General features: G+C 39.3%; 21 protein-coding genes, 1 other RNA gene, 1 pseudogene and 3 riboswitches. Of the genes and pseudogenes, 14 read left to right on the top strand and 9 right to left on the bottom strand.

The features are described from left to right. Positions 1-28 precede the first annotated feature (28 nt). Positions 29-212: riboswitch (Lysine riboswitch) on the bottom strand. Between the two features lie 130 nt (positions 213-342). After that, positions 343-459, top strand: a riboswitch (TPP riboswitch). A gap of 62 nt (positions 460-521) precedes the next feature. Together thiM and thiE are read left to right on the top strand one after the other, a co-directional pair. Further along, complete coding sequence (gene thiM, locus EDD69_RS07400; protein ID WP_132948396.1) at positions 522-1,328, top strand: hydroxyethylthiazole kinase; 807 nt, start codon at positions 522-524, stop codon at positions 1,326-1,328. A gap of 3 nt (positions 1,329-1,331) precedes the next feature. Beyond that, positions 1,332-1,985: a thiamine phosphate synthase gene (gene thiE, locus EDD69_RS07395; protein ID WP_132948317.1), complete on the top strand. Its 654-nt coding sequence runs from the start codon at positions 1,332-1,334 to the stop codon at positions 1,983-1,985. Here the strand turns inward: thiE and EDD69_RS07390 are convergent. Together EDD69_RS07390 and EDD69_RS07385 are read right to left on the bottom strand one after the other, a co-directional pair. Then, on the bottom strand, positions 1,960-2,901 hold the full coding sequence (locus tag EDD69_RS07390; RefSeq protein ID WP_132948316.1) for an LCP family protein: 942 nt from the start codon (positions 2,899-2,901) through the stop codon (positions 1,960-1,962). The genes thiE and EDD69_RS07390 overlap by 26 nt on opposite strands. A gap of 100 nt (positions 2,902-3,001) precedes the next feature. After that, positions 3,002-4,390 (bottom strand): peptide MFS transporter, encoded by a 1,389-nt coding sequence (locus EDD69_RS07385; RefSeq protein WP_132948315.1) that lies wholly within the window; start codon positions 4,388-4,390, stop codon positions 3,002-3,004. Positions 4,391-4,644: 254 nt separating this feature from the next. Between EDD69_RS07385 and EDD69_RS07380 the strand changes: the two genes are divergently transcribed. Further along, positions 4,645-5,406, top strand: coding sequence for an enoyl-CoA hydratase (locus tag EDD69_RS07380; protein WP_132948314.1), 762 nt, complete (start codon positions 4,645-4,647; stop codon positions 5,404-5,406). A 29-nt stretch (positions 5,407-5,435) separates the two neighbouring features. On the opposite strand, the gene alaP is transcribed toward EDD69_RS07380, so the two are convergent. Continuing rightward, positions 5,436-6,836 (bottom strand): alanine permease AlaP, encoded by a 1,401-nt coding sequence (gene alaP, locus EDD69_RS07375; protein ID WP_132948313.1) that lies wholly within the window; start codon positions 6,834-6,836, stop codon positions 5,436-5,438. A 302-nt stretch (positions 6,837-7,138) separates the two neighbouring features. On the opposite strand from alaP, the pseudogene EDD69_RS07370 reads away from it, so the two are divergent. Continuing rightward, positions 7,139-7,614, top strand: a pseudogene (locus tag EDD69_RS07370) (hypothetical protein). 27 nt (positions 7,615-7,641) lie between these two features. Here the strand turns inward: EDD69_RS07370 and putP are convergent. Together putP and EDD69_RS07360 are read right to left on the bottom strand one after the other, a co-directional pair. Continuing rightward, positions 7,642-9,099 carry a sodium/proline symporter PutP gene (gene putP, locus EDD69_RS07365; RefSeq protein ID WP_132948312.1) on the bottom strand — a complete coding sequence of 486 codons (1,458 nt, stop codon included), beginning with the start codon at positions 9,097-9,099 and terminating at the stop codon, positions 7,642-7,644. A 269-nt stretch (positions 9,100-9,368) separates the two neighbouring features. Continuing rightward, a complete protein-coding gene (locus tag EDD69_RS07360) occupies positions 9,369-10,745 on the bottom strand; it encodes a globin-coupled sensor protein (RefSeq protein WP_132948311.1) in 1,377 nt (458 codons plus the stop codon). A gap of 392 nt (positions 10,746-11,137) precedes the next feature. Here EDD69_RS07360 and EDD69_RS07355 point away from each other — a divergent pair, with 392 nt between their 5' ends. From EDD69_RS07355 to EDD69_RS07325, 8 genes are all read left to right on the top strand, one after another. Further along, complete coding sequence (locus EDD69_RS07355) at positions 11,138-11,371, top strand: CotD family spore coat protein (protein ID WP_132948310.1); 234 nt, start codon at positions 11,138-11,140, stop codon at positions 11,369-11,371. A gap of 154 nt (positions 11,372-11,525) precedes the next feature. Further along, positions 11,526-11,822: a cell division regulator GpsB gene (gene gpsB / locus EDD69_RS07350; protein ID WP_132948309.1), complete on the top strand. Its 297-nt coding sequence runs from the start codon at positions 11,526-11,528 to the stop codon at positions 11,820-11,822. A gap of 68 nt (positions 11,823-11,890) precedes the next feature. Then, positions 11,891-12,281: RNase P RNA component class B (gene rnpB, locus EDD69_RS07345), an RNA gene on the top strand. 98 nt (positions 12,282-12,379) lie between these two features. Continuing rightward, a complete protein-coding gene (locus EDD69_RS07340; RefSeq protein WP_424565343.1) occupies positions 12,380-14,125 on the top strand; it encodes a putative bifunctional diguanylate cyclase/phosphodiesterase in 1,746 nt (581 codons plus the stop codon). A 13-nt stretch (positions 14,126-14,138) separates the two neighbouring features. Next, positions 14,139-15,275 carry a THUMP domain-containing class I SAM-dependent RNA methyltransferase gene (locus tag EDD69_RS07335; RefSeq protein ID WP_132948308.1) on the top strand — a complete coding sequence of 379 codons (1,137 nt, stop codon included), beginning with the start codon at positions 14,139-14,141 and terminating at the stop codon, positions 15,273-15,275. Positions 15,276-15,345: 70 nt separating this feature from the next. Beyond that, complete coding sequence (locus EDD69_RS15305) at positions 15,346-15,495, top strand: hypothetical protein (RefSeq protein ID WP_165871747.1); 150 nt, start codon at positions 15,346-15,348, stop codon at positions 15,493-15,495. 237 nt (positions 15,496-15,732) lie between these two features. After that, positions 15,733-17,676, top strand: coding sequence for an ATP-dependent DNA helicase (locus EDD69_RS07330; RefSeq protein ID WP_132948307.1), 1,944 nt, complete (start codon positions 15,733-15,735; stop codon positions 17,674-17,676). A gap of 93 nt (positions 17,677-17,769) precedes the next feature. Further along, entirely contained in the window at positions 17,770-19,284 is a 1,515-nt protein-coding gene (locus tag EDD69_RS07325) for a carboxypeptidase M32 (RefSeq protein ID WP_132948306.1), read from the top strand. A gap of 45 nt (positions 19,285-19,329) precedes the next feature. Here the strand turns inward: EDD69_RS07325 and EDD69_RS07320 are convergent, their stop codons facing one another. Genes EDD69_RS07320 through EDD69_RS07310 form a run of 3 tightly spaced genes read right to left on the bottom strand, consistent with a single transcriptional unit; the run spans position 19,330 to position 21,620 of the window. Further along, complete coding sequence (locus EDD69_RS07320; RefSeq protein WP_132948305.1) at positions 19,330-20,979, bottom strand: b(o/a)3-type cytochrome-c oxidase subunit 1; 1,650 nt, start codon at positions 20,977-20,979, stop codon at positions 19,330-19,332. After that, positions 20,979-21,449, bottom strand: coding sequence for a cytochrome c oxidase subunit II (locus EDD69_RS07315; protein WP_132948304.1), 471 nt, complete (start codon positions 21,447-21,449; stop codon positions 20,979-20,981). Before EDD69_RS07315 ends, EDD69_RS07320 begins: the two co-directional genes overlap by 1 nt. 21 nt (positions 21,450-21,470) lie before the next feature. After that, positions 21,471-21,620 (bottom strand): cytochrome c oxidase subunit 2A, encoded by a 150-nt coding sequence (locus EDD69_RS07310; protein WP_132948303.1) that lies wholly within the window; start codon positions 21,618-21,620, stop codon positions 21,471-21,473. A 359-nt stretch (positions 21,621-21,979) separates the two neighbouring features. Beyond that, a riboswitch (purine riboswitch) is annotated at positions 21,980-22,081 on the top strand. A 130-nt stretch (positions 22,082-22,211) separates the two neighbouring features. Here EDD69_RS07310 and EDD69_RS07305 point away from each other — a divergent pair. Then, positions 22,212-22,799 carry a xanthine phosphoribosyltransferase gene (locus EDD69_RS07305; RefSeq protein ID WP_132948302.1) on the top strand — a complete coding sequence of 196 codons (588 nt, stop codon included), beginning with the start codon at positions 22,212-22,214 and terminating at the stop codon, positions 22,797-22,799. Beyond that, positions 22,796-24,097 carry a nucleobase:cation symporter-2 family protein gene (locus EDD69_RS07300; RefSeq protein ID WP_132948301.1) on the top strand — a complete coding sequence of 434 codons (1,302 nt, stop codon included), beginning with the start codon at positions 22,796-22,798 and terminating at the stop codon, positions 24,095-24,097. Before EDD69_RS07305 ends, EDD69_RS07300 begins: the two co-directional genes overlap by 4 nt. Before the next feature lie 78 nt (positions 24,098-24,175). On the opposite strand, the gene EDD69_RS07295 is transcribed toward EDD69_RS07300, so the two are convergent. Beyond that, positions 24,176-24,634, bottom strand: a complete 459-nt coding sequence (locus EDD69_RS07295; RefSeq protein ID WP_132948300.1) for a chemotaxis protein CheX — start codon at positions 24,632-24,634, stop codon at positions 24,176-24,178. Between the last annotated feature and the right edge of the window lie 242 nt (positions 24,635-24,876).

The raw sequence follows: 24,876 nt of genomic DNA, 5'->3' as shown, positions 1-24,876 counted from the left end.
CGACGGCAATTATCCGTATCATTCCTTCCGTGAAGATAGCGCTCCACGTTGTTAAACAACGTGGCAGTGCTGTCCCTATTCGGAAACAGCCCCAGCTTGTCTATGCAGAGAACATAGACAAACTTCGGCAACTTTTCCTTTCCGCCGGAGTCTTTGACGTTCTCTGCGCCTCGTCCGACGTACTCTTAAAAGTTGCGACCTCTACCTCATCGGGTGAATGAGGAAACTATGAACTTGTTAACGTGTACGATTATAATCGATAGATAAAAATATGACAAGAAGAAAATATATTTTTATTGCAAAACGTTCAAAAATTGCGTAAGATGAAGAAAAAATATAAATATGCACTACTAGGGGTGCCTGATATGCGACGGCTGAGAGGAAAACGCGCAAAAAGTTTTCCAACCCTTTGAACCTGATCTGGTTAATACCAGCGGAGGGAAGTAGACTTCGTTTTGTGTACAAAAACTAGTCAGGTTCTTTATGGCTAGTTTTTTATTTTTTAAAGGAGGATATGGATGATGAGAAAAATGGGATGGTTACTTGAACAAGTAAGAAAAGAAGCACCGCTTGTCCACAACATGACAAATGTGGTTGTGACGAATTTCGTCGCGAATGGTTTGCTTGCGCTTGGAGCATCACCGGTTATGGCGTATGCGAAAGAAGAAGTGGCGGAAATGGTTCGTTTGTCTCGCGCTCTCGTATTAAATATCGGCACGTTGACTCCAGAAGAAGTGGAAGCGATGATGGTTGCTGGAAAAGCAGCAAATGAAGCAAATGTTCCAGTCGTTTTCGATCCAGTTGGCGCAGGAGCAACGTCCTATCGGACGGAAACAGCAAAGCGTATCCTAAGCGAAGTGAAAATCTCTATTTTACGTGGGAATGCATCAGAGATTGCGAGTACAGTTGGAGAAACCGTGCAAACAAAAGGGGTTGATGCAGGAGAAGTTCAAGGAGATCTCGTTGCGTTAGCGGAAAAAGCAGCCCGTTTATTTCAGTGTACGGTCGTTATCACTGGAAAAGAAGATATCGTTACAGACGGAAATGAAACTTGGGTGATTGCAAACGGGGACGCCGTTTTAACAAGAGTAACAGGAACAGGGTGTTTGCTTAGTTCCGTTCTCGGTGCGTTTGCAGCAGTCGAAAAAAATTTCGTTCATGCTTCTGTTGCGGCACTTGCCTTTTATGGGGTTGCTGCGGAGAAAGCAGCAGAACGTACAAAGCTTCCAGGTTCGTTTCAACTCGATTTTTTAAATGCGCTTTCTGAAACGACAGAAGAGGATGTTGAGATTCATGCGCGCATTCGTTATATTACGAAAGGGGAATAGAGGATGAGCGATGTTCGTGACTTTCTTTCCTTGTATTTTGTCATGGGAAGCGTAGACTGCAAAAAAGATCCGCTTGATGTGTTAGATGAGGCCATTCAAGGAGGCATTACGATTTTTCAATTTCGTGAAAAAGGAAAAGGAGCGTTAACGGGTTTAGAGAAATATCGTTTAGCAGAAAAATTATTCGAACGTTGTCGTTTACATCATATTCCGTTTATCGTTAATGATGATGTTGATTTAGCTTTATCATTAGAAGCAGACGGCGTTCATGTCGGACAAGAAGATGAAGCAGCGAAACGCGTTAGGGATAAAATTGGAAATAAGATACTAGGTGTATCTGTTCATAACTTGAAAGAAGCGCAAGCCGCTCTTGCTGATGGAGCAGATTACCTCGGATTAGGCCCTATTTTTCCAACGAAATCGAAAGAAGATGCAAAAGCGGCATGCGGGATAGAAATGATTCAATATCTTCGCGAAAACAAAATTGATGCTCCGCTCGTCGCCATTGGCGGAATTACCGAACAAACGGCGGCTGATGTGATTCGTGCAGGTGCAGATGGAATTGCCGTGATCTCGGAAATTTGTCATGCGGATCATATTACAGAAAAAACGAAGCGTTTATATGCACATGTCATTCATGCGAAACATCAGAATTGAAAAATGTTTGCAAAGCCTGCTTATTTTTTAACATATCGATTTTCAAGACAGCGCCTGCACGCGGAACTCGTTCATTTTTGAAACTTCTGCTTACAGGAATGCGCAGCGTTTTGACCGTTTGAACATGCGAAAGATCGTTCGCCATGATCAACATTTCTGAAAGCGGTACATCCGTTTGAACATGTTGAAAACTGTGTTGAATAACGAATGGGAGCTTACGAATCCCTTCCCATGAACTCATTTGTTTCTCCAGTTCCTTTTTTAACAATAAAAGCACTTCTTGTTGACGCTGAACGCGTCCAAAGTCGCTTTCGGCATCATGGCGAAAGCGAACATAAGAAAGCAAATCTTGACCTTTTAAATATTGTTGACCGGGGGCAACGTTCATTCGTCGGTCATTTACGATTTTTTCGCTTACGTTTACTTTAATTCCGTTTGGGGCGATGAGATCCACCAACTTAGCAAAACCGTTAAAATCAACAGAAATGGTGTAATCAATGTCGAGATCAAAATTATGTTTTAATGCCTTTTTTAATAACGTTTCACCACCTAAAAAATAAGCGGTATTTAGTTTGTGAGAACGATGACGATAAGTCGGAATCTCAACATAAATATCACGCATAAATGAAACGAGATGAATGGAACGATGTTCTGGATTGTATCGGGCAACGATTATGGTATCGCTTCGAGCTTTTTCTTTCAGATGCGCATCGTTCCCAATCAACAAAAAGGTAATGGGCTTCGTTTTCGTTTTTCGTTCAAGTAAAGGTAAAGGAAAGAGAAGGGGTGATTCTTGAACATGCTCCTTCTCTATTTTTTTATTCGGTTCTATTCGCTTGCCTGAAGAAAATGTTGGAGCATCAACCAAACGGGGAGTGAGCAATAAAAAAATGATGAAAAGAAGAAAAATTCTCATTTGTGTTCTCACTCCTTTTTTCTTTATCTTTCTCAATGAGGGGATCTTGTATCGCGGAACATAGTGGAAATAAAAAAAGGCGTCTCACGACGAGACACCTTTAATCCATCAAGCGCATTAATGGTTTGGTGAGAAGAAGTAAAACGATACCAAGTCCGATTGTTAATGCGCCAATTAAACTAAATACTTGGAAGAAACCTAATGATTCAGTAAATGCTGCTAATTGTCCAGCTAAAACGTTTGCTACCCCTACACCAGCAAGCCAAACTCCCATCAATAAGGAAGCTAATTTCACAGGCGCTAATTTGCTCACCATTGACAAACCAACCGGTGATAAGCAAAGTTCACCGAGCGTATGGAGGAAATAGGTGAATACAATAAACAATACATTTGCTTTTTCAACAATTTGTTGTTCATCGCTGCCTGTTTGTAATACGGCAGGAATGAGTACGACAAATCCTAAACCGAGCAAGATCATACCGAGCGCCATTTTTGCTGGAATTGGCAAGTCACCGCGCTTCGAGTTTGCTAATTTAATCCATAGTGCGGATAAAACCGGCGCTAAAATAACGATAAAGAGCGGATTTAATGATTGGAACCATGAAGTTGGAACTTCCCAACCTCCAACCGTTTTGTCGACAAATTTGTCAGTATAAAGAGTTAATGAACTTCCTGCTTGTTCAAATCCAGCCCAGAAGAAAATGACGAAGCAAGCGAGAATAAGAATGGCCGTTGTTCTCCGTTTTTCTTCTTTCGTTAATTTTTGATTTGTCTGAATTGTTTGTGCGGACTTCTGTTGTTTTCCAACTGGTTTTTTTCCAATTTCACCAAGATAGCGTGGACCGAATATGTTAAAAATCAATTGTCCGATGACCATACCGATTGCTGCTGCTAAAAAGCCGTATTTAAATCCATATTGGACAACGCCATTGAACGTTGTTTTAAACAAGTCCTCAGCTAAAAATCCAACCACAAGCGGAGCAAAGAAAGCACCTAAGTTAATTCCCATGTAGAAAATTGTGAATGCAGCGTCTCGACGTTTGTCGTTTGGTTCGTATAATTCACCAACGAGTGTGGAAATGTTCGGTTTAAAAAAGCCATTTCCGATAATGAGAAGGGCAAGGCCAATATATAAGCCCATTTTACTATGCATGGCAAAAAGCACAAAGTTTCCAAGCGCCATTGCTATTCCGCCGATTGTAATGGCAAGTCTTCTGCCTAAAAAACGGTCAGACAAATATCCACCCACAATTGGTGTCCAATAGACGGCTCCTGTAAAAAATCCGTATAAACTCATTGCTGCTGCTTCAGACATTCCTAGACCGCCGCTTACAAAAGCAGTTGTCAAGTAGAGAACCAAAATAGCGCGCATTCCATAATAGCTAAATCGCTCCCACATTTCGGTGAAAAACAATAAATATAAGCCGGGAGGATGCTTTTTTTTCGCTGCTTTTTCTTCTGTTTGCTGTGCTTCTAAAGTTGCTTGCATACATCTTCCTCCTTAAAACTTTTTTAATTTTTTTGAAAAAATTTTTAAAAAAATAATTAATGAGATGTAACGATTTTAAAATTAAATGAAAACATAGTCAATATTATTTTTAAAAGTAAGTTTTGTAAAATAAATCAGAAATAATTAAAAATTTATATATTTTTTTAAAAAAATATTTTAAATAAACAGGATTTTTTGATCAAAATGATGAATTTAATGGTGAAATCACGAAAAGTGTAAAGGAGGAAAATAAAATGGAGCATGTACTTTTAACTATTGAGGATCGAGTAGCTACGCTTGAACTGAATCGTCCTGAAACGTTAAATGCACTGAATGAGCAAATGTTAGCAGAACTTTTGGATAAATTAAAAATCGTTGAAGAAAGCGATGTTGCTATTTTGTTAATAAAAGGAAAAGGAAGGGGATTTTCGTCAGGAGGAGATATTAAATCCATGTTGCAATCAACGAATGAATATTCATTCACAAAAATCATGGAAACGATCAAGCAATTAATCATGACTTTATACCGTTTGCCAAAGTTAACAATCAGTTATCTCCATGGTCCTGCCGCTGGATTAGGTTTTAGCCTAGCATTGGCATGCGACTACATTATAGCAACGGAAGAGGCGCGTTTAGCCATGAATTTCATCGGGATCGGATTAATTCCTGATGGTGGCGGGCACTTCTTTCTAGAAAAAAGACTAGGGGAGGCGAAGGCTAAACAAGTCATTTGGGAAGGAAAAGTAATGACGGCCGAAGAAGCGTTACAACTAGGTTTAATTGATGAGATTGCAAATGCGAATACAATTGAAAACAAAGTGAAAGAGTGGTTGAATAAACCTATTCAAGCGATGATCGCAACGAAACAAATTTATGTTCAATTAAGTGAGGAAAAACTTATCCAAACGCTTGATTTAGAAACGAAGAATCAGAAAAAGATGCGCCAAACAAAAGATCACGCCGAAGGAATTCGCGCGTTTCTAGAAAAGCGTCAGCCAAACTTTATTGGACAATAAGAAAGGACAGACGCCGTCTGTCCTTTTCATTAGCTAATTTTTTTGTTTTCTTGAGCGAATGGTTTGTTGCGTTTATGCAGTCCTTTGATGTAATAGAACGCGATTAAAATCGCATACCAAATCGGCCCGACAATGAGAGCGATTCTTGTATCAGGGAAGTACGCCATAAGACCGACAACACCGATTAAAAATGCAAGTGCTACATACGAGCTGTATGGGAATAATGGCATTTTGTATTTTAATCGTTTTTGTTGCTCCGCGCTTAAGCGTTTGCGGAAACGAATTTGCGACAATAGGATAATCGCCCAAGTCCAAACGGCACCAAATGTAGCGATACTTGTCACCCATGTAAATACTTTCTCAGGAACGACGTAGTTCATGCAAACACCGATTAATAACGCTCCTGCGGAAGCGAGGATCGCTGTACCAGGTACTCCGCTTTTCGTTAACTTAGCGTATTGCTGCGGAGCTTCGCCTTGTTGCGCCAAGTTAAATAACATGCGTCCTGTACTGAAGATCCCGCTATTGCATGAAGAAAGAGCGGCTGTTAAGACGACAAAGTTAATAATTCCCGCAGCGGCAGGAATACCAATTTTCTCGAATGTAAGTACGAATGGGCTGCCTTTTTCGCCGATTTCTGTCCATGGATAAATCGACATGATCACGAATAATGCACCTACATAGAAAATCAAAATGCGCCAGAATACAGAGTCAATCGCACGAGACAATGATTTTTGCGGATTTTTTACTTCTCCGGCTGTAACGCCAATCATTTCAATTCCTAAGTAAGCAAACATGACCATTTGCAGAGACATTAACACTCCGGTGATTCCGTTTGCAAAAAAGCCTCCATGTTCCCAAAGGTTGCTGATTCCTGTTGCAACGCCTCCGTTACCGAAGCCGAAGACAATCATGCCGATGCCGACAAAAATCATAAATAAAATGGTTATAATTTTAATCAGAGCAAACCAAAACTCTAGCTCTCCGTATGCTTTTACAGCAAGGAAGTTAACAGTAGTCATCATGACTAAGGCAGCTAACGCCCAAATCCATTGCGGAGTGTCTGGAAACCAATATTGCATATAAATTCCGGCAGCTGTAATTTCCGCCATACAAGTGATAACCCATAAAAACCAATAGTTCCAACCTGTTAAATAGCCGGCAAGAGGACCTAAATAATCGCGTGCATAGCGGCTGAATGAGCCGGCGACAGGGTTTTCAATGGCCATTTCTCCAAGTGCGCGCATAATAAAGAACATGACAAGTCCACCGACGGCATAGGCTAGTAAAATTGCTGGCCCTGCTAGTTTAATAGCGGATCCGGAACCAAGAAATAATCCAACTCCAATAGCTGCGCCGAGGGACATAAGCGTAATATGTCTTTCCTCTAATCCTCGATGTAGTTCCTTGTTAGAAGTGGTGTTCTGCATATGATTCCCTCCAAAAGTATTTTAGAAAAGATCAAAAAGTAAAGCGTTTACATTTTGTTGTAATGTTGTAAAAAATAATGTTTGGTAATATTGATTTTTCTAAAAAATCCGCTTGATCGTTTTTAATATATACAAGATAAATATATTTGTAAATAGTTTTTTAAAATATAAAATATTTCTGATAAATACAATTTATATTATTATTAAACTGTGTTTAAATAAGACACCTCGTCAGACAACTTTAAAATAAGTTACCATTGTATAATAAGTTTATACTCACAGAAAATGGAGGCTATACAGCGATGAAAAAGATTTACATTATCCACGAAAACACAGAATGGACGATTCATTTAACGAGAAGATTAGATGAGCTTGGGCTCCCTTATGAAGAATGGCATTTAGACAAAGGGGTCGTTGATTTAACAACCACTCCACCAGAAGGAGTATTTTATAATCGCATGAGCGCGTCATCGCATACGCGCGGACATCGATTTGCTCCCGAATTGACGGAGGCGGTGCTTGCTTGGCTGGAACGCCACGGTCGCAAAGTATTGATGGATTTGATGATCCGATTATTGAAAAATACGAACGGTTCTTGGCAGAAAATCAAGTTGATGTCGCTGGCATTGAGTTTATTCGCGATGAACAAGGAAACATTTTTACGTACGATGTGAACACGAACACCAATTACAATTCTGATGCGGAAGCGGCAGCGGGGAAATATGGCATGTTGGAGTTAGCAAAATTTTTAGGAGAAGAATTGCAAAAGGTATCATAAAAACCCTTCTCGTTATGAGAAGGGTTTTTATGATAAAGATTTCTTAAATTGATCAAAATGCTCAAGCACTTTGTCAGACGGTTGTTTTGTTATTAAACTTACAATGACAATCGCAAGCAAGCTTGCAGCAAAACCTGGAATCATTTCATATAAGAGGTTTTTCAAGTAGTCAAATTGTGTCCAAATGATTACCGTGCTCGCACCGGCAATCATACCAGCAAGTGCGCCCCATTTTGTCATGCGCTTCCAGCCTAAGCTTAACAAGATGACAGGTCCGAATGATGCACCGAATCCAGCCCACGCGTAACCAACAAGCCTTAAAATCGTATCGTTTTGTTCGTAAGCAAGTGCCGTCGCTACGATTGCTACGATTAAAACAGAAAGACGACCAACAAAAACGAGTTCCTTATCAGAAGCGGAACGACGGAATAACACTTTGTATAAATCTTCTGTTAAAGAGCTGGATGTTACAAGCAATTGTGAAGAAATCGTACTCATAATCGCTGCTAAAATAGCTGCAAGCAAGAAACCGGTAATAAGTGGATGGAATAAAATTTCGCCGAGTTTAATAAACACCGTTTCAGGGTCGTCAAGTTTAAGCCCTTTGTTCGCATAGTAAGCGATTCCAAAAAATCCTGTAAGCATCGCTCCAACAATAGAGAAAATCATCCAGCCCATGCCGATACGGCGAGCGCTCTTCATTTCTTTTACTGAGGTGATCGCCATAAAGCGGACAATAATGTGAGGTTGACCGAAATAACCGAGTCCCCATGCGAAAAGTGAAATGATACCAAGGAAACTTGTTCCTTTAAATAGGTCTAAAAGATCTGGATCAATATCGCGAATCGTTGCAACTGTATCGCCAACTCCACCCGTATGGAAAAGCGTAACGACAGGAACGAGAATTAACGCAATAAACATGATTAAGCCTTGAACGAAGTCTGTCCAACTTACCGCTAAAAATCCGCCAAAAAGCGTATAGGCAACAACTACGCCTCCAACAATCCAAAGACCGGTATGATAGTCAAAACCAAAGGAGTTTTTAAATAATACCGCTCCAGATACGAGACCGGAAGATACATAGAATGTGAAGAAAATCATAATAACAAGGCCGGAAATTAAACGTAATAGTTTGGAATGGTCGCCAAAGCGATTTTCTAAAAATTCTGGAATGGTGATGGAGTTATTCGCGACCTCTGTATACACACGTAAACGCGGTGCAACGTATAACCAGTTTACATAAGCACCAAGCGTCAAACCAATAACAATCCATGCCGCGCTTATGCCTTGTGCATACATCGCACCTGGAAGCCCCATTAAAAGCCAACCGCTCATATCGGAAGCCCCGGCACTTAATGCCGTCACAGCTGGGCCTAATGTACGTCCGCCGAGCATGTAATCTGAAAGATTGGAAGTACGTTTATACGCCCAATAACCAATTAAAAGCATTCCCGCCATATAAATGATGACAGAAGTTAATACCATGGTGTGTCCCACCCCTTTGTTGTGTCTTATTTTTCAAAATTGTCAATTAAAATCATATCGAAATAATAATATTTATGCAATAGTAATATAATGAAAAAGAGTGCTTTTCAGTCTATATAGATTTACATAAAATAAGCGACTTCCAACATGGAAGTCGCTTATTTCACATCGACCAATTGATCTAATTTACAGTTTGATAAAATGTTTTTAACTGGAGTAGACGCGCCGATCATGGAAATGTGCCTGTTGTTTCCTTAATATCGAGGAGTTTATTTTTTAAATTTTTCTGTCAGTTCGTTATTTAAATAGTTCAATTGTTCGGCCATTTCGGCAATTTGATGAGATGCTTTTGCGATTTCATCAAATGTTTGTTGGAAGTCTTCGACAAACGAAGAAAATTTATCGATTTTTTCGCTGTTTGATTTTACACTTGCAACCGATTCCTCGAAGACGAGCATGATGCTTTCATTTGCTTCGCGAAAAGCGCTTGTTTCTTGAACGATACGTTGGAAAGCGGTTTCAAATTTACGAATCGTTTCTTGAACAATTTGAATATGATTGTGAATGTAGTCGAGCGATTGTTCTGTTTGAGCAGCTAGTTTACGAACTTCATTAGCGACGACCGCAAATCCTTTTCCGTGTTCACCGGCACGTGCCGCTTCGATGTTTGCATTCAAAGAAAGGATGTTTGTTTGATTGGAAATGTTACGAATGGTATTGACGATTTCGCCGATTTTTCCTGAACTATCTGCCAATTCAGCGGTGAGCGCTTTTGTTCCTTCGATTAGTTGGACGACATCATCTAGTTTCGTTAATGTGCGAGCAACATCATTTTTTCCGTTTTCCGCTTTTTCAACCATTTCGCTCGATTCTTTTTGAAAGGCGTTAATTTCATCTAACATCGTTTTTACAATTTTCTTGCAGTCGATAATGGAAGCGGTTGTTTCTTCTGCACTTGAAGCAAGCGTCATTGAAGATTCTGTTAAACGATGTTGGAGTTCTTCGATTTCATTCAATTTCATCATCGACGATGTATATGATTCAATGTATGTTTCAATGGCAATTTGCATATCAAATGAACAAAGTTTTAAAAATGAGTCATACACCTCTGTTGCTTCGTGAGGCGGCAATTCTTTCATAAGCATCCGTAACACTTCACTTTGAATAATGGCATAGGCACCGAGGTACCATTCTGGGAATAAGTCAATGCGATTATGTACGTTACCGATGACTTTACGGCGCAAAACATATTGTTCACCAATTTCACCTGAAACCATATCCATTAAATAAGCGCGCAACGTTTGTTTGAGACGATCAATGGTCGAATGATTATTTATAATTTGCACTAAATGTGGCATTTTGCCGATGCGGTCATAAAACGTATCAACAATTTTATAAACATGTTTTTCAAAAAGCGGTCGAATGCTTGCTAAACGTTGTAAATCTTCGACGGTTAGACCGATCAAAAATACTTTGTCTTTTTCTTTTCCAGATGTAAGCTGACGATAATACGATGTTACGTGTGCGGATGGAACTTCTGAAGTAACTGAAGAAGACGTATTTTTCTCTTTTTCTTTTTTACTGCGAAATAATTGAATAGCACCTTTTTCATTTTTTAAAAGCGAATGGAATAAACATTTTGACATGCAGTCTCCTCCTTATAGAAATAGATCCCCCTTCATATTTTATTATAACACATTTGGGATAGGAGAAAGATGGAAAGGCAGGAATCATTTCTATGATTATTTCCTTGGCAAGCGCACAATTTGACAATGTTTTCCCTTCTTGTAGAAACGTGTAGAAGAATGTAGAATAGTGATTTGTGAGTGAATAAATAAGCAAACGGAGAGAAGAGCGGTGAGTAAAAAAATTTTATACTTATTTTTTGTTATTGTCGGTTTAATCGCAGTGGTTTTAACGAATTTTAAGCATAGCGTCTATACGTTCATGTAAAATAGGTGTTTGTATTAGTACATGTACACCCCTTTTTTCATAGGTTGTTAGTGTAGGAAAACTTTATGAAGAAAGGGGTATGAACATGCACTATCGACCGCACGTTTTAGCACCGATTGTTCATCCGACACAGTGTTGTGCACAGCATCATGCGCAAATGACGATTGTACCACATATTCATCCATCGCATACGACATATGTGAACCATCATTTATATCAACACCAACATTATTTTCCGCATACGCAATCAGTAGTGAGCGATGTATCCCATCAGCATGTACACTGTCCAGGATTTGGACCGTTTCCTGGGCGCTTTTAACCGAAGGTGTTAGCCTTCGGTTTTTTTCTGTGAGGCATCTGTCGAAATTCGTTCGAAAAATTGACTGTAATTCTTCTTTAGGTAAATTGACAATCGCCGTTTTTTCTGGAAAAATAGACATAGACATGGACCTGATGATTTGAGGTGAGCTAATGTGCTTTCAGACCGAATTAACTTGACGGCAAAAGACATTCTTGAAAAAGAATTTAAAATAAGCATGAGAGGATATAACCAAGACGAAGTGGATCAATTTCTTGATTTAATTATTAAAGACTATGAGACGTTTCATCAAGAGATCGAGCAGTTGCAACAAGAGAATATGCGTTTAAAGCGCCAATTGCAGGAGGCGCAAAAACGCCAACCATCGCAAGCAGGAACAACGAATTTTGATATTTTGCAACGATTATCCAACCTAGAAAAACATGTGTTTGGAAACAAGTTGTACGAATGATTTTTTACATGATTTCCTATTGATTCATTTATTCGTTTTGTATATACTATCTTATGCTCACATTAATAATGTTCGGGTAATCGCTGCGATGCGTATGCATCGTAGAGGAAAGTCCATGCTCGCACGGTGCTGAGATGCCCGTAGTGTTCGTGCCTAGCGAAACCATAAGCTAGGGCAGTCTGGCAGCATGCTGGGCTGACGGCGGGGAAAGAACCTAAGTCCCATTGGGATATGGTTCGATTACCCTGAAAGTGCCACAGTGACGCAGCTCTAAGGGAAACCTTAGAGGTGGAACGCGGTAAACCCCACGAGCGAGAAACCCAAATCATGGTAGGGGCACCTTCTCGAAGGAAATGAACGGAGAGAAGGACAGGCGTTTGCCTGTAGATAGATGATTACCGCCGGAGTACGAGGCGAAAGCCGTTTGCAGTACGACGGTACAGAACATGGCTTACAGAACATTATTAATGTGAGCGGAATGCAAATCATTCAAAATAAAAAACTCTCCTGCTCGATCAGGAGAGTTTTTTATTTTCGGCAATAAGGGGGAGCTATTCGTGCAGGAGATACCATCGGCCTTGTCACAAACATCCATGTTTTCAGAGATCGTTGCAGCGATTATTGAGCATACAGATGAGGGAATTATTATTACAGATGCGCAAGGGAATATTCTTTTAACAAACCCTGCTTTTGAAACGGTGACGGGGTATACGCTTGAAGAAGTGATCGGGAAAAATCCAAATATTCTTCAATCTGGCTTGCATGATCACATCTTTTATCGTCAAATGTGGAACGATCTTCAAGAAAAAGGGATGTGGAAAGGGGAAATTTGGAATAAACGGAAAAACGGTGAGATATTCGTTGAATGGTTAACGATTAAAGCGGTCAAAAATGAACGAGGCGAAACGACCAATTATGTCGCTATTTTTTCTGATATTACGCATCACAAACGGACGATAGAACAATTAACAAAATTAGCAAATTACGATTTATTGACAAACATACCAAATCGCCAACTATTTAAAAAACGGTTAGAAAATTTAATTGAAACTTCACGTCGTCATCAACAACAATTTGCTGTTCTATTTCTCGATTTAGATCGATTTAAGTACATTAATGATGAGCTAGGTCACCACAGCGGCGATTTGTTGCTAAAAAAGGTAGCTAGTCGATTAAAACAAATATTAAAAACCAAAGATACGATTGCACGCATCGGTAGTGATGAATTCGTCATTATTTTACCGAATTTAAAACATTTGCGTGAGGCGGTTCGAGTAGCAGAAAACATTATTGAAATGTTAAAAGCACCGTTTTCGATTGATGGGAAAGAAGTATATATTTCAACCAGCATCGGCATCAGTTTTTATCCAAATGACGGAAACGATGTCGAAACGCTTTTACGCAATGCCGATCGGGCGATGCGAAAAGCGAAAAAAAGCGGACGAAATCATTTTGAAGTATATCATAAAGAACTAGACGGAAACGGTGAGATTATTGTACTTGAAAACTATTTGCGGAAAGCGATCGAACGCCAGGAATTCGTGTTATATTATCAGCCGCAAATGGACATAAAAACAAAGAAAATATATGCTGTTGAAGCGTTATTGCGTTGGAATCAACCGGATATCGGCTTTATTTCTCCATTACAATTTATTCCGTTAGCAGAGGAAACAGGATTAATTATCCCGATCAGTGAATGGGTATTGAAACAAGCCTGTCAAGATTTAAAAATATTGCACCAGTTTGATCAGCAGTTGAAAATGGGAATTAATATTTCCGCTGTCCATTTTCAACAAGGTGATTTTGTGAAAAAGGTTTCGATGATTACGGAGAAAATGAATGTTCATCCGCGTTCGATTAAGTTAGAGCTAACGGAAAGCACCGTGATGCCTAACGCTCGTCAATCGATTGATAAACTCGTCAAATTAAAGCAGCTCGGTTTTAAAATTGCCATTGATGATTTTGGTACAGGTTTTTCTTCATTAAGTTATTTGCATAAATTTCCGATCGATATTTTGAAAATCGACCAATCTTTTATCCGCAATTTATCAAAGTATGAAGGCGATGCAGCGATTGTGACGGCGATCATTACAATGGCCCATAGCCTTCATTTGCGTGTCGTTGCTGAAGGAGTCGAAACGCAAAAACAATATCAATTTTTGGAGAAACAACAATGTGATTTTGTGCAAGGATATTATGTTTCTAAACCAATGCCTTTGGAAGAGTTACAAGTTTTTTTGTGTGAGTGGAATACCTATATAAATACAGAAACAAAAAATATAAATACAGAAACAAAAAAGTAAGGTGAAAAAGATAATGGGAAAAATAACACTCATTGCGACAGCGGCGATGGGACTTGAGTCTGTCGTTGCAGATGAAATCAGAAAACTCGGTTATGATTGTCAAGTTGAGAATGGAAAAGTGACATTTTCAGCGGATGAACGAGCGATCTGCCGTGCAAATTTATGGTTGCGCACAGCCGATCGAGTAAAATTGAAAATAGGGGAATTTCAAGCAACTACGTTTGAAGAACTATTCGAACAAACAAGGGCGCTTCCTTGGGCAGATTTTATTCCGGTTCATGCACAATTTCCTGTTATCGGAAAATCGGTAAAATCGAAGCTTTTTAGCGTGTCCGACTGTCAAGCGATCGTCAAAAAAGCAGTTGTGGAAAACTTGAAACAACGTTATCGCGTTTCATGGTTTGAAGAAACAGGCCCCCTCTTTCGGATTGAGGTCGCTTTGCATAAAGATATTGCCACGTTGACGATCGATACGAGCGGTGCAGGGTTACATAAACGAGGGTATCGCATAAAACAAGGGGAAGCACCTTTGAAAGAAACGTTAGCTGCTGCATTAGTTCAACTGACGAATTGGACGCCCAATCGACCGTTTGTCGATCCGTTTTGCGGTTCAGGAACCATTCCGATTGAAGCTGCGTTAATCGGTCAAAACATCGCTCCAGGCTTTAACCGTGATTTTGTATCAGAGCAGTGGGATTGGATTGGAAAACGTCTATGGGAAGAAGCAAGAGAAGAAGCGGAAGATTTAGCTCGTTATGATGAACCTCTCGATATTTCTGGATTTGACATTGATCACCGTATGGTGGAGATGGCAAAAATGAACGCTCGGGAGGCGGGGCTGAGCGATCTTATCACATTTAAGCAAATGCAAGTAAAAGATTTTCGAACACAAAAACAGTATGGTGTGATTGTTGGCAACCCGCCTTATAGCGAGCGATTAGGAGAGCGAAAAGAAGTAGAACAAATGTATCAAGACATGGGAAAGACATTCGCATCGTTAGATACATGGTCGATTTATATTCTTACGTCTCACCGACAATTCGAAAGTCTTTATGGCAAAAAAGCAACGAAACGGAGAAAGTTGTTTAACGGTTTTATTGAAACACAATATTATCAGTTTTGGGGACCGCGTCCACCTCGTTATGAATAAATGGAGATATTTGCGCATACAATGTAACTATTATTGAAAAGTGATGTTTGATGCGAGGTGGTAGCGGATGATGGATCTATTAAAAATTTCGGAAGCGTTGCATAATACGTATGAACAAGTAAAAGAACAATGGTCAGAGGAACAAATCGAGCAGCTAAAACAAGCGCAAGATGAATGGAAACAGGCATTTGCTCATGCGCTATCGAATATTATAAAATAAGCTGTCTTTTCTAGAGACAGCTTTTTCTTTGTATAACACTTTGCATAATAATTGACTTCTTTTATGTTTTATTTGATAATTATTGTTTGTTTACTTCTTTATATATATGATAAGCTTAATTTTCCGACATAAACAAGCTTTTCTTGCCGCCTATGGCAGAAAAGCAGCCTTCTATTCATGATGAGATATGTCGGAAACTCGACTTGAATCTATATAGATGGAGGGGCTAGAGAGGCAATGAGCAGTGAACGATATCCGTTTTCATTGGGAAAAAATGAGAGTTTCTTTGATAAATTAAATGAATGGATCGGGGATGTTTTTTACGATATTTTGCCTGAAGCAGGATTTGAATTGCGTGACGAACAAATTTTTATGGCCTTTCAGCTTGAACGAGCCTTTAAAGAGAAAAAAGTGATGTTTGCGGAAGCGGGAGTCGGAACAGGAAAGACGATTGTTTATTTGCTTTATGCGATCTGTTATGCACGGTATATTGGCAAACCAGCGATTATCGCCTGTGCGGATGAAACATTAATTGAGCAGCTTGTTAAAAAAGAAGGAGATATTGCTAAAATTTCTAAAATTTTAGGTTTGAATATTGATGTTCGTCTCGCTAAATCACCAGATCAATACTTATGTTTAAATAAATTAGATGACGTATTAATGGAAGATGGAGAGGAAATTGAACTATACGAACAAATTTTTGACGAACTTCCTATCTTTGTTCATGATCATACTCCGCTACAATCGTTTTATCATTACGGTGATCGTAAAGATTATGCCCATTTGAGCGATGAACAATGGAAAAAAATTGCGTGGGATCCATTCCAAGATTGTTTAGCCTGCGAAAAACGGCATCGTTGTGGTCAAACGTTGTCGCGTGAACATTATCGTAAAGCGACGGATTTAATTATTTGTTCACATGACTTTTATATGGAGCATGTTTGGACATACGAAGCTCGTAAGCGTGAAGGACAATTGCCGCTTTTGCCTGAAGCAAGTTGTGTTGTTTTTGATGAAGGACATTTATTAGAGTTTGCAGCGCAAAAAGCTCTTACGTATCGAATGAAAGAGACAACATTAGAAACGTTGCTTTCTCGTTTATTAGAAAACGATATTCGTGAAGAGCTTGCTTATTTAATTGAAGAAACATTAGAGTTGAGCGTGCGTTTCTTTGATGAATTATTAAATCATGCAAAAGCTGTTCCTGGTTCTAATCGCCAAGAAATCACATTTACAGACAAACTTCTAGATTTAGCGAAAAAAATGCAAGTGAAAATAGGACAAATTGGCGATGAACTGGTGTTTGAAAGTGAAACGTACACAATTGATCATTATCAACTAAAAATTGTTGATGAATATTTAGATCAAATTGATCATTCTTTGCATTTGTTTATTCATAATCGCGAAGCCATTACGTGGCTTGAATCGTCACTTGAAGGAAATACGCTTGTGATTATGCCGCGAACCGTGCAAGAAGTGCTGCGTGAAAAAGTGTTTTCAAAGAGAATTCCTTTCATTTTCTCTTCGGCGACATTATCGAACCAAAAATCATTTGATTATATTGCGAAAAGCCTCGGAATTGATGAATATTTATCGTTTAGTGTTGATTCGCCATTTGATTACGATGAGCAAATGACCATTTACATGCCTGTGTTTTCAACAACTCAAGATGAATTTCAGCAAAAATATGCGTATGCATTACAAAAAATTCGCGAAACGAATGGGCGGGCTCTTGTTTTATTCCCGACGCGCGAAGAATTGTTGCGATTTAAAGCATTGGCGGAAAAAGAAGAGGGTTTAACATTTTTGTTTGAAGGAGATCAAGAGATTAGCGAACTTGTGTCCCGATTCCAAAATGAAGAAGAAACGATTTTATGTGCAGAACATTTGTGGGAAGGTTTAGATATCCCTGGACCGTCTTTAAGCAATGTCATTATTTGGTCATTGCCATATCCGCCAAACGATCCTGTTTTTCAAGCGAAACGAAAACAAAGTGAAAATCCGTTTTGGGAAGTGGATGTTCCATATATGATTTTACGCTTGCGCCAAGGGGTAGGGCGCTTAATTCGTCAACGTGATGATCGTGGAATTGTTTCAATTTTCGTCACAGATGACGAACCGCAAAAGGTCATAGAGGCGATTAAGCAAGTTTTACCGACTGAAGTAAAGGAAGAACAATGATTCTTCCTTTACTTTTTTATCAATCTTTTCAGTCATAAAACAGGATTTTTTACATATATGATCGAATGATAAGAGGGAAATGGAGGGAAAAAGATGAAGAAAGATATTTCGAAAATAGAGAAGCAGTTTTTAAACTATGTTAATAAGATGATGGCGTACAATGAAGCGATCTCTTTGATGTACTGGGATTTGCGAACAGGCGCACCGAAAAACGGAGTGGATCAACGTTCTGAAGTGATTGGAATGTTATCGCAAGAAGTATTTAAAATGTCGACATATGAAGAAATGGCCGCGTATATTGCTGAACTTTCGCCAAAACATGTACAAGAGCAACTATCTCCTGTTGTTCGTCATACGTTAGCGGAATGTAAAAAAGAATACGAACGAAATAAGAAAATTCCGGCTGACGAATACAAAGAGTATGTTGTTTTGCAATCGAAGGCAGAGGCGGTTTGGGAAGAAGCAAAAGCGAAATCGGACTTTGCCATGTTTGAGCCATATTTACAAAAACTCGTTGATTTTACCAAACGTTTTATTACATATTGGGGATATGAAAAGCATCCATATAATACGTTGTTAGATTTATATGAACCAGGAATAACGGTCGATGTGTTAGATCGTGTCTTTACGCAATTGCGTGATCGAATTGTTCCGCTTGTCCAGCAAATTAATGAATCGAGCCATAAGCCGGAAACAAGCTTTTTATTTCAAAAATTCCCTAAAGAAAAACAACGCGCATTTAGTTTAGCTATTTTAAAAGAACTCGGATATAATTTTGATGCTGGGCGCTTAGATGAAACGGTACATCCATTTGCGATTAGTTTAAACCCTGGCGATGTGCGCATTACAACGAAATACGATGAAAATGACTTCCGAACCGCTATATTTGGAACGATTCATGAATGTGGTCATGCGCTTTATGAACAAAATATTTCTCCAGAGTTAATTGGAACACCGCTTTGTGATGGGACATCGATGGGAATTCATGAATCTCAATCGTTGTTTTACGAAAACTTTATCGGTCGTCACTATTCGTTTTGGAAACGTTATTATGATCTCTTTAAGCAATATGCTCCGCATTTTGCGAATGTTTCGCTTGATGACTTTTATCGTGCGATTAACGAATCAAAGCCATCGCTAATTCGAATTGAAGCAGATGAACTAACCTATCCATTACATATCATCATTCGTTATGAAATTGAAAAAGGTTTGTTCAGCGGAGATATCGAAGTAAAAGATTTACCGGATATTTGGAATGAAAAGTATGAAAAGTATTTAGGAATTCGCCCTGACAATGATGCAAATGGTGTTCTGCAAGACGTGCACTGGTCCGGCGGCAGCTTCGGATATTTTCCATCCTATGCGCTTGGTTACATGTATGCTGCACAATTTAAACATGCGATGGAAAAAGATTTGCCGAATTTTGATCAGTTGCTTGAACAAGGAGAGCTGATTAAAATTCGTGAGTGGCTCACTGAACATATTCATCGTTTTGGCAAAATGAAAAAACCGCTTGAAATTTTGCAGGACGTAACAGGGGAAGGATTAAATCCAGATTATTTAATTCGTTACTTAGAGGAAAAGTATAAAGAAATTTACCGACTCTAATAAAAATGCCCCCAAACTTAAGCTTGGGGGCATTTGGCATTTCTATTACCAAAGTTTAAAACCTTTTGAACCAGGAGGTGCGTTTTGAATCATATCGATAAATGGAACAGTATAAGCAATTAAAATTAACGCAACCGTGATGCCAAGCCATAACTTCCAGTTTTCAAATACAAGTGGTGTACGTTCTGCTTCTTCTGCAACTTCAGCAACAGGAAATTCTGTTTCGCCTTTTGGCGCAAAGAACGCTAGATTTGTCACAATGATGAGCACAAGGATAATTCCGATAAACAGAATCGCTCCACCAACTGCTTGAGCAATTTGATATGGAATCCATTCAAGCGCTTGCGGTGCGTTTCCGTATGTTGAGAAAGCAGAGCGACGCGGAGCACCGAGCAAGCCGGCAAAGTGCATCGCACCAGACATAAAGAACATTCCGATTGCCCATACGACTGCTTGGATAATCGCTAAACGATTCATTGCTTTTGTCATCACGCGACCTGTTAAATGCGGAATGAGCCAATAAGCTGCGCCAAAGAATGTTAAAACAACCGTTGTCGCTAATGTTAAATGGAAGTGACCTGTTACCCAAATCGTATTATGAACAACTTGGTTTAATTGGTGTGAAGCATTGACAAGTCCACCTGCGCCAGCAGGGATAAAGAATAACATTCCGACAAACGGTACAAAGAAACGAGCATCTCCCCAAGGAAGCTTTCGCAACCAACCGAAAAGCCCTGTTGCTCCTTTTGAACGTCCATACATTTCAAATGTCGCAAACATTGAAAATGCAGTCATTAATGATGGAATGACAACCATAAACGTTAAAACAACTTGTAAGTATTTCCATGCTGGATCGATTCCCGGTTCCACTAATTGATGGTGGAATCCAACTGGAATTGAGAAAATTAAGAACAGAATAAATGTTAGACGAGCTAACGAATCAGAAAACATTTTCCCGCCGATCACTTTTGGAATCACAACGTACCAAACCATATAAGCTGGCAACAACCAGAAATAAACAAGCGGGTGACCGAAATACCAGAACAACGTGCGGCTCACAAGAACGTTGATACGATCAACAAGACCTAAAGACCAAGGTAATAATTGGAAAAGAACAGTTGCCGCAACGCCTAATGTGCAGACGAGCCATAAAATCATGTTAACAACACACATAAATGTAAGAATCGGACTCACTTGACCAGGATGTTCTTTTTTCCATTTTGCGTAGTGAGCAAACATCGCGAAACCGCTAATCCAACTTCCGACAACAACGAGCGTCAAGCCAAGGTAAAAGCCCGGATGCGCTTGTAGTGGCGCATAGAATGTAAAAAGAACAGATGCTTCACCAATGAGAATATAATATGCAGTCATCGCTGTACCGATTGTCATTGTCCAAAAGCCAATCCAGCCCCAAAAGCGAACTTTATCTGACAGTGTTCCTGCTGTTCGGCTGAGTGCAGCAAATTGAAAACCGATAATAAAGAAAGTAGTTAAAACAAGTCCAAGCAAAACACCATGTGTTGTTAAAATCGTATAATAGCTAATATTAGCGGGTAGCGTAAATTTTCCTGAACGTACAAGCACTTGTAACAAACCACATAATCCACCTAAAGCAAGGGCAATAAAAGCGACATAAATATGCGCCATCGCCAATTTTCCATCGCGTGCGTCTACTTTCCGTACTTCGCTCATCATTATTCCACCACCTTAACTTTCGCGGTCATTAAATGGTGACCTGCGCCGCAATATTCGTTACAAAGAATGACATATTCGCCTGGTTTATCAAATGTTTGGGTAAAGGAGCTAACATAGCCAGGTTCGACCATCATGTTCACGTTTGTTCCTGCCATTTCAAAACCGTGAATGACGTCTTTTGTTGCGACGTTAATAGTTACTTTTGCACCTTTAGGTATTTCAACTTGATTTGGTGTATAAGAGAACGCAGAAGCTACAATGTTTAATTGATATTCATTGTCTCCTGTTTTCACTAAGCCTGGCTTATCAAACGGCGGCGTTTGATCGACTTTTTCTGGGTCGATCGTTGTTAAACAACTTGGAGGTTGATTTCCTTGCGCAAATGCTCCGACTCCTAACACGGCAAGGAAGACGAATAAAGAGCCGATGCCGAAGAACAGCCAGATTTTTTCATACTTATGCATGTGCATAACGTCTTCTCTCCTTTCTTTTTATAGCCGGTCTAAAAACAAGAAATACACGCTTACCCACGTGAAAATGAGGAAAAACCCTAAGAAGAAAACAGAAGCTAATGTTCCTTTGAGCGAAGAAGTTTTTTCTACTTTTGTTTTTGTTTGTGTACTTAACTGTTGTTTAGCCATTCTTCCACCCCCTCCTTTCCTAAATATCCCTAAAATAACAATGAATACACTTACATCATACAAGACAATTTGTGAAATTCCATCGTTTTTTCAAATGTTTCACAAATTGTTCATTGATTACTTTATCACCATAATAAGCGTAAAAATTGTGTGCAACAGTGACTTTTATCACACGTTTTTTGTGGGATTGTGAAAAAAGTGTGAAATATATAGTAAATCTTGGATTTACTTATGATCCGTTTCTTTCGGTTTATGCAGCATAAAAGAGAATAGAAAAAGGCGAATGTTTATGAAAAATAATAAAAAATTATTCGGTTTTTCTCTTTTCAATTTTGAAGAAACATGCTATACTGCTAATAACTTCATATGGCTGACTCACTCATATAATTGCGGGAATATGGCTCGCGAGTCTCTACCGGTCGACCGTAAATCGACCGACTATGAGTGGCAATGTCAGAGCGGATAGCAAGCGTACATTTTGGTACGTTCTTTTGCTATTCCCGTTTTCCGAACAGCTCAAAAGACATTGCCTACACTCATAGAGTGAGGCAGCGTTTTTTGAGTTTTTTATTTAGGAAAAGGGGGAAAAACGTGGAAAGCTTAAAGAAAAAAATTCAAGTAGAAGGAATCGTTCTCTCAAGCGAAGTATTAAAAGTGGATTCATTTTTAAATCATCAAATGGATCCGTCTTTAATGAAACAAATTGGCGAGGAGTTTGCTAAACGTTTTAGAGGAGAAAATGTTACAAAAATTGTAACCGTTGAATCTTCTGGTATTGGTCCAGCGCTTATGACGGCTTATGAAATGAATGTACCGCTTATTTTTGCGAGAAAACGAAAATCATTGACTTTAAAAAACGATGTGTATACTGCTAAAGTATTTTCTTTTACAAAACAAGAAGAAACGGAAATTTCCATTTCGCAAAAGTTTATTAGTGAACACGACCGCATTTTAATGATTGATGATTTTTTAGCCAATGGCCAAGCAGCCCTAGGATTGATTGAAATTATTAGACAGGCTCGAGCTCATCTCGTTGGCGTTGGAATCGTAATCGAGAAAGCGTTCCAAGCAGGTGGAGAGCAGTTGCGCCGCCGTGGGATTCGAGTAGAATCGCTTGTGCGTGTTCAATCCTTGAAAGACGGAAAAGTGACATTTTTAGAGGAGGTAACGGCGCAATGAGTCCAATGAAAACATTTTCGTTAGGTTTACAGCACGTTTTAGCGATGTATGGGGGAGCGATTATTGTTCCGCTTATTGTTGGTGGGGCGCTTGGATTGACGAGTGAACAATTAACTTACCTAGTATCGATTGATTTGTTGATGTGCGGGATTGCGACGTTATTACAAGTATGGAAAAATCGCTTTTTCGGTATCGGTCTTCCTGTTGTTCTTGGATGTACCTTTACAGCCGTTGGTCCCATGATTGCGATCGGCAATCAATACGGCATTTCAGCGGTTTATGGAGCCATTATCGCAGCGGGAGCATTTGTGTTTTTATTCGCAAAATATTTCGGAAAGCTAGTAAAATTTTTTCCGCCTATTGTTACCGGTTCGGTTGTCACCGTCATCGGAGTGACACTCATTCCTGTAGCGATGAATAATATGGCTGGAGGACAAGGAGCGAAAGACTTCGGTGATTTAAGCAACATCGCTCTTTCATTCGGGGGATTGTTTTTCATTATTTTCTTATATCGCTTTTTTAAAGGGTTTATTCGTTCCGTTGCCATTTTAATTGGTATGGTCGTTGGAACGATCGTTGCGGCATGGATGGGAAAAGTGGATTTCAGTGCTGTTAGTGAAGCATCTTGGATTCATCTGCCAAAGTTATTTTATTTTGGTGTGCCCACTTTTCAAATTACATCGATTTTGACGATGATTCTTGTAGCTGCGGTTAGTATTGTTGAATCGACAGGTGTATATTTTGCGCTAAGTGACATTTGTGAGCGGAAATTAGAAGAAAAAGATTTAGCAAACGGATATCGCGCAGAGGGATTAGCGATTTTACTTGGTGGCTTATTGAACGCTTTTCCGTATACGACGTACTCACAAAATGTTGGGCTTGTTCAACTCTCAGGCGTGAAAACGCGCAATGTCATTTATGTGGTTGGTACCATGCTAGTCGTTTTAGGACTTGTACCAAAAATTGCGGCAATGACAACGATTATTCCAGCCCCTGTATTAGGTGGTGCAATGGTAGCGATGTTTGGCATGGTTGTGGCATACGGCATTAAAATGTTAAGCCGCGTCGAGTTTGCTTCGCAAGAAAATTTGCTTATTATCGCATGCTCGATCGGAATGGGACTTGGCGTGACAGTCGTTCCGGATTTATTTGCAAAGATGCCGGCTAGCATTCGTATTTTAACGGATAACGGAATTGTTGCCGGAAGTGTAACCGCCATTGTTCTTAATGTTTTCTTTCATATGATTCCAAACAAAGTAAGACAAATGCCGGCTGTAAATGAACAAAAAGTGTCATAACATCATTACAAAAAAAGTGCAAGAAGCCCTTGAGGATGGTTAACCATTAAAAAGGCTGGCTCCGAAATTGAGCTAGCCTTAATCATTGAGATCCATTGTTAAAATAAGTTGAATTTCTCCTTTTCCTTCGATGTGAACAGGAACGCGAAATGCTTTATCAAAACCGTATATTTTCGTCTGACCGACGAGAACAGTTGGCGGAGTGATATCGATTGTAATCCCTTTTTGTGATATAATCGTCGCTAAATTTCCTGCAATCATATTGCCAAGTTCACCAGTGAATGATTCGAGCATTTCCCCTTCTAGCTGCATGCCGAACATGGTTTCGCCGATGCCGCCAAAAATGTTTTCATCTCCTTCAATCATAAGTCGACCACGTACATCGCCAGTCATCCCAATCAATACACCGATCGACGTTTGGGTAAACGGCTCGGTAAATAAAGAAGGTTTGTCAATCGTTAATGTCATTGGAACAATGGATTTTACGGAATCAATGGTTCCATTTAAAATGGTTGTTACTTTTTGGCTTAAAGACATGAATAAAATCCCCCCCAAACTATATTTCCATCATAGCAAAATTTAGGTTTTTTTTACATCTCTTTTCGACATTTGAACGATTGTAAAGAATGAAAAAAGATAGTGACGAATTTTCTATTTGCGATATAATGGAATTGCACAACAACACACCTCCTTTCAAAACGTCGAAAGCTTTCCTAAATAGATTAGGAGAGCTTTTTTTGTGAATAAAATTCCTTTTTTAGAAAAATATTATAATCAAC

This window comes from Thermolongibacillus altinsuensis, assembly GCF_004341205.1.
GTDB classification, from domain to species: domain Bacteria; phylum Bacillota; class Bacilli; order Bacillales; family Anoxybacillaceae; genus Thermolongibacillus; species Thermolongibacillus altinsuensis.
Note: the sequence above shows the minus strand (reverse complement) of the source record. Positions and strands in the feature narration are given on the sequence as shown.